Annotated in this window: 14 protein-coding genes; 5 read left to right on the forward strand and 9 right to left on the reverse strand. The window is 52.9% G+C overall.

The features are described from left to right. Positions 1 to 84 precede the first annotated feature (84 nt). Genes RHH53_RS12085 through RHH53_RS12095 form a run of 3 tightly spaced genes read right to left on the reverse strand, consistent with a single transcriptional unit; the run spans position 85 to position 2,333 of the window. Positions 85 to 441, reverse strand: coding sequence for a ribulose bisphosphate carboxylase small subunit (locus RHH53_RS12085; RefSeq protein ID WP_206200361.1), 357 nt, complete (start codon positions 439 to 441; stop codon positions 85 to 87). A 30-nt stretch (positions 442 to 471) separates the two neighbouring features. Next, complete coding sequence (gene rcbX, locus RHH53_RS12090; protein WP_310438590.1) at positions 472 to 852, reverse strand: RuBisCO chaperone RbcX; 381 nt, start codon at positions 850 to 852, stop codon at positions 472 to 474. Positions 853 to 905: 53 nt separating this feature from the next. Continuing rightward, the gene (locus RHH53_RS12095) at positions 906 to 2,333 is read right to left on the reverse strand and encodes a form I ribulose bisphosphate carboxylase large subunit (RefSeq protein WP_149819787.1); all 1,428 of its coding nucleotides are present in this window, start codon (positions 2,331 to 2,333) and stop codon (positions 906 to 908) included. Between the two features lie 413 nt (positions 2,334 to 2,746). On the opposite strand from RHH53_RS12095, the gene ylqF reads away from it, so the two are divergent. After that, a complete protein-coding gene (gene ylqF / locus RHH53_RS12100) occupies positions 2,747 to 3,595 on the forward strand; it encodes a ribosome biogenesis GTPase YlqF (protein WP_310743850.1) in 849 nt (282 codons plus the stop codon). A gap of 28 nt (positions 3,596 to 3,623) precedes the next feature. Further along, a complete protein-coding gene (locus RHH53_RS12105; RefSeq protein ID WP_310743851.1) occupies positions 3,624 to 5,141 on the forward strand; it encodes a hypothetical protein in 1,518 nt (505 codons plus the stop codon). A gap of 13 nt (positions 5,142 to 5,154) precedes the next feature. Here RHH53_RS12105 and bchI read toward each other — a convergent pair whose 3' ends face one another. Continuing rightward, positions 5,155 to 6,222, reverse strand: a complete 1,068-nt coding sequence (gene bchI / locus RHH53_RS12110; protein ID WP_310438593.1) for a magnesium chelatase ATPase subunit I — start codon at positions 6,220 to 6,222, stop codon at positions 5,155 to 5,157. 341 nt (positions 6,223 to 6,563) lie between these two features. Between bchI and RHH53_RS12115 the strand changes: the two genes are divergently transcribed. The 3 genes from RHH53_RS12115 to rsmI are packed head-to-tail and all read left to right on the forward strand — an operon-like array spanning position 6,564 to position 8,515. Further along, a complete protein-coding gene (locus tag RHH53_RS12115) occupies positions 6,564 to 7,049 on the forward strand; it encodes an RNA-binding protein (RefSeq protein ID WP_206200366.1) in 486 nt (161 codons plus the stop codon). An 18-nt stretch (positions 7,050 to 7,067) separates the two neighbouring features. Then, positions 7,068 to 7,670, forward strand: a complete 603-nt coding sequence (gene cbiT / locus RHH53_RS12120; RefSeq protein ID WP_206200367.1) for a precorrin-6Y C5,15-methyltransferase subunit CbiT — start codon at positions 7,068 to 7,070, stop codon at positions 7,668 to 7,670. Then, positions 7,670 to 8,515: a 16S rRNA (cytidine(1402)-2'-O)-methyltransferase gene (gene rsmI / locus RHH53_RS12125; protein WP_310438594.1), complete on the forward strand. Its 846-nt coding sequence runs from the start codon at positions 7,670 to 7,672 to the stop codon at positions 8,513 to 8,515. The genes cbiT and rsmI overlap by 1 nt, the downstream gene beginning before the upstream one ends. Here rsmI and cofG read toward each other — a convergent pair. From cofG to RHH53_RS12150, 5 genes are all read right to left on the reverse strand, one after another. Then, a complete protein-coding gene (gene cofG / locus RHH53_RS12130) occupies positions 8,496 to 9,443 on the reverse strand; it encodes a 7,8-didemethyl-8-hydroxy-5-deazariboflavin synthase subunit CofG (protein ID WP_206200369.1) in 948 nt (315 codons plus the stop codon). The genes rsmI and cofG overlap by 20 nt on opposite strands. A gap of 58 nt (positions 9,444 to 9,501) precedes the next feature. Further along, positions 9,502 to 9,735: a hypothetical protein gene (locus RHH53_RS12135; RefSeq protein WP_149819801.1), complete on the reverse strand. Its 234-nt coding sequence runs from the start codon at positions 9,733 to 9,735 to the stop codon at positions 9,502 to 9,504. Positions 9,736 to 9,746: 11 nt separating this feature from the next. Beyond that, positions 9,747 to 9,992: a ferredoxin-thioredoxin reductase variable chain gene (locus tag RHH53_RS12140; RefSeq protein ID WP_206200370.1), complete on the reverse strand. Its 246-nt coding sequence runs from the start codon at positions 9,990 to 9,992 to the stop codon at positions 9,747 to 9,749. 119 nt (positions 9,993 to 10,111) lie between these two features. Further along, positions 10,112 to 11,104: a CHAD domain-containing protein gene (locus RHH53_RS12145; RefSeq protein WP_206200371.1), complete on the reverse strand. Its 993-nt coding sequence runs from the start codon at positions 11,102 to 11,104 to the stop codon at positions 10,112 to 10,114. A 203-nt stretch (positions 11,105 to 11,307) separates the two neighbouring features. Beyond that, positions 11,308 to 11,910 (reverse strand): superoxide dismutase, encoded by a 603-nt coding sequence (locus RHH53_RS12150; RefSeq protein WP_149819807.1) that lies wholly within the window; start codon positions 11,908 to 11,910, stop codon positions 11,308 to 11,310. Positions 11,911 to 12,005: the final 95 nt, after the last annotated feature.

Consider the following 12,005-nt stretch of genomic DNA (forward strand, 5'->3'; position numbering starts at 1 on the left):
TGTGTGATCGCTCGCCTCATTAACGTGCAATAAAAAATAGGGGGGTGTTTCCCCCCCCTAAAATGGACTGAGAAAATCTCAGCCTCAATAGCGATAGCCGCCGTAGCCGCTGTTGGCCTGATTGGGCTTGTAGACAATAAAGCCCATCACTTGGCACTGCTTGATATTGTCAAAGGCCACCACCCGGATAAAGCAGTTAGGATACTCCGAGCGGCACTGCTGCACCTCGTTGAGCACCTCTTGGGCATTGGTGCAGTTAAACAGGGGCAGCTTCCACATCGTCCAGTAGTGAATCTCAGCATCAGAGGTTTCGTTGAACTCTACGCAGGGGTGGTAACCCTGATCAATCGCGTACTGGATTTGCCGCATAATTTGGGCATCACTGAGGGGAGGCAGGTAGGAGAAAGTTTCGTAACGACGTTCTTTGGGCAGTGTTTTCATAGGTTCCTCAATTGGTTCACAGTCAACAAACTATTCAGGGGTTTCTGGATTGCTGCTTTCAACATTGGCTTCCGCCACTTGGGTCATCCGCTCCAGTTGTCGACAGCGGTGTTGCAAGTTGGCCTGCTGGATGCCCGCACGTAACATTTCCGGTAGATAGTCCGCCACCATTTCCGCGAGATGTTCGCGTACCGTGAGGATGCGAAAACCGAGATCGGGCTGTTCGCGAAAGAGAGCTTCCAAGTAGCGTTCACCATCTTGGATACTTTCTTGACTCGTGAACTGGTGTAGCCAGAGCGATCGCGGTGGATCGGTTTCGGCCAGTTGCCCAATCACGGTTCGCACGGCCTGATAGGTGAGATAACTCATCAGGGTTTTGGTGGTTTGCTTCGCAATGTGCTTGACATCCATAGACCTACGGGGAAATCGTTGCCGTAGCTCCGATTGAACCCCAACTGCACCACCTAGATCGTGTCTTGCGCTTCAAACTCGAACTTGATTTCTTTCCAGAGTTCGCAGGCAGCAGCCAGTTCTGGACTCCAGCGAGCGGCTTCGCGGATGATGTCGCTGCCTTCGCGCATCAGGTCACGACCTTCGTTGCGGGCTTGGATGCAGGCTTCAAGGGCGACCCGGTTCGCAGTTGCCCCCGGTGCATTCCCCCAAGGGTGACCAAGTGTGCCGCCCCCAAATTGCAGCACAGAATCATCACCAAAAATGTCCACCAGTGCGGGCATGTGCCAGACGTGAATGCCACCAGAAGCCACCGCCATCACTCCTGGCATCGAGGCCCAGTCTTGGGTGAAGTAAATGCCACGAGAGCGATCCTGCTCAATGTAGTTTTCCCGCAACAGATCGATAAAACCAAGGGTGATGGCTTTATCCCCTTCCAGCTTACCGACAACGGTACCGGTGTGGATGTGGTCACCCCCAGACATCCGCAAGCACTTGGCCAAGACCCGGAAGTGGATGCCGTGGTTTTTCTGACGGTCAATCACAGCGTGCATAGCGCGGTGAATGTGCAGTAGCATGCCATTGTCACGGCACCATTTGGCCAAGGTAGTGTTGGCAGTGAACCCTGCGGTCAGGAAGTCATGCATGATGATGGGCATTTCCAGTTCTTTGGCAAACTCTGCCCGCTTCAGCATTTCCTCGCAAGTGGGAGCGGTTACGTTGAGATAGTGGCCTTTGATTTCGCCAGTTTCGGCCTGGGCTTTGTGAATGGCATCGGCAACGAAGAGGAAGCGATCGCGCCAGCGTTGGAAGGGCTGGGAGTTGATGTTTTCGTCATCTTTGGTGAAGTCCAGACCACCGCGCAGACATTCATAAACGGCACGGCCATAGTTTTTCGCCGACAGACCCAGTTTCGGCTTGATCGTGCAGCCCAAGAGGGGACGACCATATTTATTCAATTTGTCGCGCTCCACTTGAATCCCGTGGGGGGGGCCTTGGAAGGTTTTCAGGTAAGCCACCGGAATCCGCAGGTCTTCTAGACGCAGCGCTTTGAGGGCTTTGAAACCAAACACGTTCCCCACAATGGAGGTCAGCATGTTGGTGACGGATCCTTCTTCAAAGAGATCCAGCGGGTAGGCAATGTAGGCGATGAACTGATTATCTTCACCCGGCAGGGGTTCGATGTCGTAGCAGCGACCTTTGTAGCGATCCAAGTCGGTCAGCAGGTCGGTCCACACGGTGGTCCATGTCCCTGTCGAGGATTCTGCGGCAACGGCGGCGGCAGCTTCCTCAAAGGGCACGCCCGGCTGCGGGGTCACACGAAAGGCCGCTAGAATATCGGTATCTTTGGGAGTGTAATCAGGGGTGTAATAGGTCAGGCGGTAGTCTTTTACCCCTGCCTGATACCCAGCTTTCTGGGATTTGGATTGCGTATAGGCCATAGACGTTTTTCCTCTTTAACAGTTACTGTGCCGAATAGAGCAATCTCTACGGGCAACCTTTGCAATGGGTAGTGTGAACGCTACGATTCCCCCAAAATGGGGCAAAATTGAGCAATGCAAAACTCAGCGAGATGATGCAACCATCCGCAAGCCTGTGATATCGTCGTAGGTCTTATGCTTAAGCATCAGCTTAGTTGATACCCAATGCAATAACTTTTGCTTTGGAGATTCTTAATTATTCTATAGGTTTGGGTTATCAATCTTTAGAGTTGTTTATAGGTTTCTAATCAGAGGCGCACAACCATAGTGCTCTGTCTATTCAAAAACGATTGAGGATTATCTGAAATCAATTGAATGGCGTTCATGGGGGGCGATCGCTCTATTGTTTTTGCAAAAAAGGGGGTGGAATTTCTATGAGTCCGATCATTCAATGGTATCCCGGCCACATTGCTAAGGCAGAACGCGCCCTTAAGGAACAACTGAAACAGGTGGATGTGATCTTAGAAGTGCGGGATGCACGGATTCCCCTGGCCAGTTACCATCCCCAAATTCGTCAGTGGGCTAGTGGCAAGCACCGCCTCTTAGTGCTCAATGGCATGGACAGGATTAGCGATCGCGATCGCCAGCAGTGGCTGACATGGTTTGAGACCCAAGGAGAAACCGTCTTTTTCACCAATGCGCAGCGGGGTGAAGGGATTCGCCAACTCCAACAGGCGGCGGTGCGGGCAGGGACTGCCATGAATCAACGCCGTCAACAGCGGGGCATGCAAGTAAGAGCCGTACGGGCTGTGGTTCTGGGGTTTCCCAATGTGGGCAAGTCAGCACTGATTAATCGCCTTTTGCGGCAGCGGGTGGTTGAGAGTGCCGCTCGGCCGGGGGTAACCCGGCAACTGCGCTGGGTACGTTTGTCTCCCACCTTGGAACTTTTGGATGCCCCCGGGGTCTTGCCGATGAATTTTAAGAATCAAGAGGCGGCGGTAAAACTGGCCATTTGCGATGACATTGGCGAAGCTGCCTACGACCCTTGTCGCGTGGCACCAATTCTTGTTGAGCTACTGCACCAGTTGGGACACGCCGATCGCCTCAGCGATCGCTATGGTCTAGCCGTCACCGACACGGGTGAAACCTATCTTCATGATCTCGCCACTCGCCGCTACCATGGGGACTTAGAACGGGCGGCTCGTCAACTTTTGCAAGACTATCGCCGCGGTTACTTGGGGGCGATCGCCCTTGAGCGTCCCCCTTTGCAAGATAATATGTAAGTATTTCTGCAATTCTAATTGCTGTGCCATGAAAACACTGATGATTACTGTGGGCAACCGACAGGTGGGCTGGCGGTGCAAAGACGGTATTGTGCGCAATTTTGGAGCTGATGGTGATCCTGCCCGTAAGGGGAATGCGCCACCTCACCTGAGTGAGTTGTACGAGGAATTTGGCATCCAACGGGGTTTTCATGATCCTGAGGCAAAGCACCGCCACAACGTGCGCTATTTAAGTGAAATCGTTTATCGGCATTGTCAAGCTAAGAATGACTTTTCACCCGTGGTTTTGCTGCTGGATGAGCAAATCTTGGCAGCACACTATGCCACGCCAACGGAACCTGCGGAGGTGATTCTCTGGGGAACAGATCAGCCAGAGTCGGTCGGCTGGCAATTTTACGCCATGGATACTTGCTGGTTGGCGCAGTTGATGGCAGGGGCGATTCGGCAGCGCTATCCCCACCTCAACGTCACGGTTTGGAACTGTCCGGTTGATGTGAATCAGAGGCAAGCCCTGTGGGACTTCACGGAAAAGCAGTTAGAGCAATATATTAAGCGTCTGCCAGAGAACGCGGCTGGCAATTGGCAGTTGCAAATTCAAACAAAGGGGTCTGTCCCTCAAATGGCAGATGCTTTGAACATGATTGCGGCAGTTCTCATGCGTCAGTATCCCGTTAGGAAAATTATCCCGACAGAGCCAAAACCGTTCTTTGATCCAAGCAATCAGTCTGCTCGCAGTGCTGAATCTCTTGAAGAGGTGTCTTTAGGTGAGGTCTTTTGGCCACTGGAATGCCAGCGGATTGCCACAGCATGGAAACGGGGCGACTTTGCTGCCGCAAAGGTACTCCTTGAAGCCCATCGCGATCGCCATGAAGCGCTCTATCAGTTGGCCGATCGCCTTGCCTTAGCAACAAACTGGAGTATTCAAGATTTTCTCAAGGGAATTCAGGGGGAACGCTGGCTGGATCAAGGGTCTACGAGAGCAGTGGCTCGCAAAGATCAACGGCAGCAGTGGCGCGAGGCGACGGTCAATCGTTGTCCCAATAGTGAAACGGCCACCAGCAAGTTCTTGAAAATTTGCGAATTTGAGCTATTGATTGATCTGAGCTTGCAGCAGGCGAACTATACCCTCGCCTTTATGCAATTTGCCCAGATGCTTGAACGGCTCCTGTTTTGGCGATGCGAACAGGAAGATTGGCGCACGCAGGGGCACTTAGGTGAGGAATTTTTGCAGGAGGGCAACTATCGTGATCCGACATTGGGGGTGCTGTGGCGAGCCTGGGCAAAAGCGGAGCAGCGATTGCCCGCTGATGACCTTGTTAAAAAGCTGGGGACGGTCAATGAATATCGCAATGGCGTTGTTCACCGCAATCGAGCGATCGGCCGTAAAGAGTTGACTCAGTTGGCCGGTGTTTCCCCAGAGACATCCCCAGCAGAAATTCATCAAGGGCTGTTAAATGTCCTTTGCCAAGTTCTCAATCAAGAACAAATGCCAGAAAAAGGGGTGGCGCGATCGCTCTACGAGTGGGGACTAGAGCAACTGAAGTAATCCCAATCCCAGCCTAAGCAGCAATCTCCACACCAAAAACCTCTTGGAAGACTTTGCCCACCTTGTAGCCGGAGTCAATTGACTCAAGGGGATCCTTGCGCAGACGGTGCCGCAGACACAGGACAATCACTCGTGAAATATCCTCGACGGTAACATCGCTGCGTCCCTCAAAGGCGGCCAAGGCCTTGGCAGCGCGGTTGGTGACAATGTCTCCCCGCAAGCCATCCACATCTAGCTCGGCACAGACTTGGGAAATTTTCACCCGCAGTTCGTAGTCAATTGTGACACTCGGCAAGAGGGCTTGGGCAGCAACTAGCTTGGCTTGCAGCGCTTCCTGTTGAGCTTGGTATTTGGCCAAAAAGGCTTCGGGGTTTTGATCAAATTGCGATCGCTGCTCAACAATTTCTACCCGCAGGGTGGCATCCTTAACGGTGCGAATCTCGGCGTGCATGCCAAAGCGATCCAATAGTTGCGGTCGCAGTTCCCCTTCTTCGGGGTTACCAGAGCCAACTAAGACAAACCGTGCTGGGTGACGAATTGAAATACCTTCGCGCTCAACGGTATTCCAGCCGGAGGCAGCGGCATCCAGCAGCACATCCACCAAATGGTCGTCGAGCAGGTTCACCTCATCCACATAGAGAATGCCGCGGTTAGCCTTCGCCAAAAGACCCGGTTCAAACGCTTTCACCCCCTCCGCAAGGGCTTTTTCAATATCAATGGTGCCGCAAACCCGATCCTCAGTTGCCCCCAAGGGCAGATCCACCATCGGCACTTTTTTCTTAATGGTGTGAAGGGGTTCACCCGCCGCCACCGCCACCTTCACTGCGTCGCTCATGAGATCGGGATCGTTAGGATGACTGTTGAAGGGATCATCGGCCACCACCTCAATTTCCGGCAGCAGATCCGCGAGGGCGCGAATGGTGGTTGATTTGCCCGTGCCGCGATCGCCCATAATCATCACCCCACCAATTTTGGGGTCAATGACATTGAGCAACAATGACAGTTTCATTTCGTCCTGACCGACAATTGCCGTAAAGGGAAAAACAGGCCGACGAGGGACAGCAGTCGCAGTCACAGGCATCACATCGCAAAAACAGCATTGATTATTGTGCCACATTGCGCTTGCGCTGCCACAGCAAAATTTTTCCGCAAAATCCTAGCCCTAGGTGGAGGAACTGTGATACCCTAAGTAGGAACAATTAAGGAGCTAGGCGCTCTCATTGCTTTTGCTCCATTACGTCCATGCAGGTTCTCAATTAGCAACAATCGCTGTGAACCCATCCAGTTATTTTACACCACTAATCAAGGCAGGGGCTTTGCGTACCCTTGGGGGACGTAGACCTCAGTTGCGAGCGGTTTCTCACGCCCGACTGTCCATTTTTGAATCGTGTTGTTTTTAAGCTGCCGAAGGGAGGTTTCTTTATGTCCGTGCGTTTATATGTGGGCAATCTGCCGCGTGAACTGAGCCGCGAAGAGCTAGAAGCCCTATTTAACCAAGAAGTGGGCGAAGTGGGCACCACCAAACTAATTACCGATCGCAAGACTGGTAAGTGCCGCGGTTTCGGCTTTGTCACCGTTGAATCCGAGGAAGTGGCGGATCAGGTGATTGAGAAACTCAACGGCTACACCTTTAAGGACAATCCCCTCAAGATTGAGAAAGCCAACGAGAAGCCCAAATCTGAAGCTAAGGAAAATAAGGAAAAAGAAGAAACAGTGGCCGAAAAGCCCACTCCCAGCAACCGCAATAATCGCAAAAATAATAAAAACAATGGGCGGCGTACCCCAGCCAATTCGGCGCCGGCTGAATATAGCTCCATGGATACCGAGGCGGCTCAACCGGATCCCCGCTGGGCAGATGCCTTAGCACAGCTTAAGGAACGGCTCCTCGCCCAAAGCAGCAACGCTTAAAGGTTTTAGGCAGTTTCTATGACGGTGGATCCCTGGCCATTTGTGACCCCGGGTATCCCCGATGATCTCTTTGAGCGCTTACCAGGTATTCCCCTCACCCAACGGGAAACGCGATTATTGATGCTTTCCTATTTGCGGCTTGAGCCGGACTCTTGTCTTTGGGATGTGGGCGCGGGCACGGGTACGATCGCTGTTGAGGCAGCACGCTTGGCGAAGCGGGGACAGGTGATTGCCATTGAACGGGATGAGGAAGTCGTTGATCTGATCCAACGCAATTGCGATCGCTTTGGCGTCAAAAATGTGCAAATTGTTGCTGGTTCGGCTCCAGATTGCTTTCCCCAGTTACGTCGCACCCCGCAGCGCATTTGTCTCGAGGGGGGGCGCCCGATTAAGGAAGTTTTGCTGCAAGCGTGGGAGTATCTTGCGCCCGGTGGTCGCTTGGTGGCGATCGCCAGCAGTTTAGAAAATCTCTATGCCCTCTCTGAAGGGTTCGCGACAGTCCAAGCCCGCAGCCTAGAGGTGGTGCAATCGGTCATCAATCGCCTAGAAACGCGGGGCGGCCACCAAATTTTTGCAGCAGTGGAACCGATCTTTATTCTCAGTGGCGAGAAAATTTCCTAATGAGCAGCGGGCAACTGTGGGTGGTGGGTACCCCCATTGGCAATCTTGAGGATATAAGCGCTCGTGCCCTGCGCATTCTCAAGGCGGTGGATCTCATTGCTGCGGAGGATACACGCCACACCGGCCGCCTGTTACAGCATTTTGGCATTACCACACCCCAAATCAGTCTCCATGAGTACAATACCCAACAGCGCGTGCCCCAACTGCTTCAGCGCCTAGAGGCGGGTCAACAGATTGCCTTGGTTAGCGATGCAGGGTTACCGGGGGTGTCGGATCCCGGTTATGAACTGATCACGGCCTGTATTGCCGCAGCCATTCCGGTCACACCGATTCCCGGCGCGAATGCTGCCTTAACAGCCTTAATGGCCGCAGGATTACCGATGAATCGCTTTTGTTTTGAAGGGTTTTTGCCGACTAAGGGGCGCGATCGCCAGCAGCGATTAGCAGCACTGAAACAGGAAACGCGCACAATTCTTCTCTACGAAGCCCCCCATCGCTTGCTGCAAACGGTAACAGAGTTACGTCAAATCTTGGGGAGCGATCGCCCCCTCGTCCTCGCCCGCGAACTCACGAAGCGCCACGAAGAATTTTGGCGGGGAACCCTCGGCACTGCCTGCACTTATCTACAGGAGCATCCCCCCCGTGGCGAATACACACTGGTTTTAGGCGGTGCCCCTGAACACTCTGTGGCCGTGAATCCCCATCATCTCGCGGACGAATTAGCGACACTTCTTAGCCAAGGCCTTTCCCTTACCCAAGCCAGCCGTCAACTGGCAGATCTCACAGGGCTTTCGCGGCGCGACATCTATCAACTGGGACTCCAGCTCAAACAGGCATCCCCTTGACTTTCCCCCTCAATGGCGGCGGCAACCCATCCACAAACTGGGGATAGACGGGGAGTCGTGGCACTAATTCCCATCCCCACGCCTGTAATTGTTCCCTTAGGGCTGTCACATCGGTATGGGGATAGTCGGGATTGACATGATCCAAGGGAACGATGCCCCCCAAATCGCGAGCGCCCGCGTTTAGGCACGCCCGAAAGACCTCTGGATCTGTGACGAGATTCGCAGGAATTTGAATCGTGATGTCTTCAGGCAAGAGCGATCGCGCCCAGTGTACCACGTTCGGTAATTGCCTCAGATCAAAGGGGGGCAACGCTGCTTCCTGTTGCTGGCCGGGACTGTGGGGCTGCAAAATCACCTCCTGAATATGTCCCCACCGCCGATGACACTCAGCAATGGCCGTGAGCGTTTCTGCCCAATCCTGCGGCTCTTCACCAATGCCCAAGAGCAAGCCCGTAGTGAAGGGAATACCCAGTTCCCCGCCCTGTTCCAGTTGGTGTAAACGCAGTTGCGGATCCTTGCTAGGGGCATGGCGATGGACGCTTTGCAACAACTTCGGTGTTAATTGCTCTAGCATCAGTCCCATCGAGACATTCACCGCCTTGAGAGCGGCCATTTCTGCTCGATTGAGGGGACCCGCATTGGTATGGGGCAGAAATCCCTGATCCAAGGCTAAGGCGGCTAGATCATAGAGACGCTCTAACCATTGGGAACGCTGGGGACTGTTGGGGGCAACTTCGCCACTGAGAATCAAAATTTCTCGCACCTGTTGGGGGTCAAGCCCTGCCAACTGTTGAGCCGCCGCCTCTAAACTCAACCAACCACTCGTGCCAATATCCTGACGGAAGTTGCAGTAGGTACAGCGATTAAAACACTCGTACGTCGGTACAAGAGTAAAAGCTGGACTATAGGTGATGGTGCGATCGCTCATGGAGACTCACGAAAAAGTGCTCTTATCTCAGCACCACTGCGTTCAAGGAGATAATTTCTCAATAACGGGCGATCGCGAACACGTAGAGGGCATGGCCTGCCAATAACGTTAACCACACCAGCGTTACCGTTGGCATAAAGGGTACTGCCGTGGGTTGCACCTGATGCCAAAACCAGCCACCAGAGTTAAAAGCAGCAAAAAGGGCAACATGAACCGCAAAATTCATGCGATCGTCCAAACGGCGATAGCTCGGATCACGGCGATCGGGCTTACGGGGCCAACGGGGAGGCATATAGAGCGTACCTAAATCACTTCCAGCTCGTCGGGGTGCAAATGAGCAATGAACTTGGGACTAAACCGCACCTGAATCGGGTAGTTGGGACTAATGGGACGGCCCTGCCAGTCGCTGAGAATGGCGAAAATCTCCCCTTCCATGCCCTGAATGTCAAAGGGTTCGTTACGGTGATCGGGATGGTGATAGACGATGGTAGGGGTCTTAACGCGTACCCGCAGGCCTACACTTAGGGTTGGTTGCTCTACAACGCTCATTTGCTTGTTGTTCTCCTGGACCGGCAAGGGTTTTATTTTTATCGTCGCATACGGATCGGCAAGGGCGATCGCCCTAGGACAATTGAACATCAATTGTTACCATTGCCGCCCGACCTCTGTCAGTTGGCAGAGGAGATCATCGGATGACCGAGGGAGTTGCCATTGGCGCTTATTGTCATTGGTGGCATGAGGAGTAGAGAGCGCACTTGATGGCGTTTTTCGGGGCTGAGGTATTCCTGCTGGACGGAGCGCCAAGTTTGCCACTGGCGTGTTTGCTCAAGGGCAATCATTTCTGCGAGGCAAGGAGAGGCTTGGCGAAGATTGAGTCCAAGTTGGGTACGGAAAAAGTCATGGAGGACAACGCCATCGTGAAGTGTGCCTAGGAGTTCTTGCAACTGAGCAAAGGCATCTACCTGTTCAGTGAAGGTGTCTCCATAGACACTGCTAAAGAGTTCCATTTGGTAGCGTACCCGCTTGGTTTGCTTGCGTAGATCGTGGAGATCTTCACCCGCTGTTTGCAGCCACTGGGGCGGGTTACTCACCGCAAGGAAAAGGGGGCGATCGCCCTGCCATTCAATGGCCACTTGCCACCCCGGATGCAGTAGCAGTTGACACACCAAGGGCAACAAAATATCTGGGGCAATCAGTTCTGTGGGTAAGTTAGCAATCTCACGATATTGAGGGGCAGCTAGCCATTCTTCTAGCCCCTGTTGCAATTTGCGATAGCGATCGCTGCGCAGCAATTGAAGGGCTTTTTGTAGCAGTTCTGTCCGTTGCTTTTCGAGTTTTTTGATCAGTTTTGCCAGTTGTTGTTGCTCAGGGCGAGGTAGGTGAGGGTAATACTGCTCCTTGAGCGCCAGCATCATCACATCCAAATCCCGTACGGGACTGAGACTGCCGGCGATCGCCCGCACCCGTTGAATGGAGACTCCCTTGGGCAAACGTACGGTATTACAAAACACTTCCAGAGCCGTTCGCAGGCGGCGCAAACCTACCCGCATCTGGTGAATTGCCTCAACGTCGCGATCGCGAATCACCCCCGGCTCGTGTTTGCTAATTTTGCGGTAGTACTTTTCAAAAGCGGCGTACGCGATATGCCCTAGGGTTTCCATAAGACCCCCTCCCTGCTCAACGCCTAAAGGAATACCACTATTAAATTAACGTTTATTAACCAAGGTTACTTTTATCTTAATTTTAACTTAACCATAGTTGTGGCCGAATCATGGCTCAGCAAAAAAAGCCCCGCTCGATCAGAACGGGGATCAGTGAAATCAGTGAAGTAATTCAGTAAGAGCGGAACAAAAAATTGGGAAACTTAGGCAGCCGCTAGATTTTTAGCAACAAAGTCCCAGTTCACCAGTTGGTTGAGGAAGTTATCAATGAAGTCTGGACGGCGGTTTTGGTAGTCGAGATAGTAGGCGTGCTCCCAAACATCAATCGTCAGGAGGGGCACTTGACCGTGAACCAAGGGGTTTTCGGCATTGGGGGTTTTGGTCACTTTCAGCGTACCCGCTTCGAGCACCAGCCATGCCCAGCCGCTACCAAATTGGGTCGCCGCTGCATTTTTGAACTGGGACTTGAACTCATCGTAGCTACCAAAGGCACTGTTGATCCGGGCGGCCACATCACCCGTAGGAGCGCCACCGCCACCGGGCTTGAGGCTATTCCAGAAGAAGGTGTGATTCCACACTTGAGCCGCATTGTTGAAGATGCCCACCTTGGCAGCATCGCCATAGGTCATGCGAATGACATCTTCAAGGGATTTGTCAGCGAGTTCCGTATCTTGAGTCAGTTTATTGAGGTTGTCCACGTAGGCTTTATGGTGCTTGCCATAGTGAAATTCAAAGGTTTTCGCAGACATCCCATAGGGTTCAAGGGCACCCGGATCAAAGGGAAGGGGTTCTTGTACAAATGCCATAGTGCTCAATACCTCTCTAAAGGTGATGCAGGTTTAGGCTACTAGAGATCAGTCATCGCCAAAAGGCACCTAGCAGCAGTGCCCATCGCCTAATT

The sequence above is a fragment of the Thermosynechococcus sp. PKX82 genome (assembly GCF_031583255.1).
Lineage (GTDB): Bacteria > Cyanobacteriota > Cyanobacteriia > Thermosynechococcales > Thermosynechococcaceae > Thermosynechococcus.

Bases quoted from the DNA above. Each gene is read 5' to 3' on its own strand.
- rcbX (WP_310438590.1), bottom strand. From the start codon at position 852: ATGGATGTCAAGCACATTGCGAAGCAAACCACCAAAACCCTGATGAGT.
- RHH53_RS12140 (WP_206200370.1), bottom strand. From the start codon at position 9,992: ATGAGCGTTGTAGAGCAACCAACCCTAAGTGTAGGCCTGCGGGTACGC.
- RHH53_RS12095 (WP_149819787.1), bottom strand. From the start codon at position 2,333: ATGGCCTATACGCAATCCAAATCCCAGAAAGCTGGGTATCAGGCAGGG.
- RHH53_RS12150 (WP_149819807.1), bottom strand. From the start codon at position 11,910: ATGGCATTTGTACAAGAACCCCTTCCCTTTGATCCGGGTGCCCTTGAA.
- bchI (WP_310438593.1), bottom strand. From the start codon at position 6,222: ATGCCTGTGACTGCGACTGCTGTCCCTCGTCGGCCTGTTTTTCCCTTT.
- cbiT (WP_206200367.1), top strand. From the start codon at position 7,068: ATGACGGTGGATCCCTGGCCATTTGTGACCCCGGGTATCCCCGATGAT.
- RHH53_RS12085 (WP_206200361.1), bottom strand. From the start codon at position 441: ATGAAAACACTGCCCAAAGAACGTCGTTACGAAACTTTCTCCTACCTG.
- cofG (WP_206200369.1), bottom strand. From the start codon at position 9,443: ATGAGCGATCGCACCATCACCTATAGTCCAGCTTTTACTCTTGTACCG.
- RHH53_RS12145 (WP_206200371.1), bottom strand. From the start codon at position 11,104: ATGGAAACCCTAGGGCATATCGCGTACGCCGCTTTTGAAAAGTACTAC.
- ylqF (WP_310743850.1), top strand. From the start codon at position 2,747: ATGAGTCCGATCATTCAATGGTATCCCGGCCACATTGCTAAGGCAGAA.
- RHH53_RS12105 (WP_310743851.1), top strand. From the start codon at position 3,624: ATGAAAACACTGATGATTACTGTGGGCAACCGACAGGTGGGCTGGCGG.
- RHH53_RS12135 (WP_149819801.1), bottom strand. From the start codon at position 9,735: ATGCCTCCCCGTTGGCCCCGTAAGCCCGATCGCCGTGATCCGAGCTAT.
- RHH53_RS12115 (WP_206200366.1), top strand. From the start codon at position 6,564: ATGTCCGTGCGTTTATATGTGGGCAATCTGCCGCGTGAACTGAGCCGC.
- rsmI (WP_310438594.1), top strand. From the start codon at position 7,670: ATGAGCAGCGGGCAACTGTGGGTGGTGGGTACCCCCATTGGCAATCTT.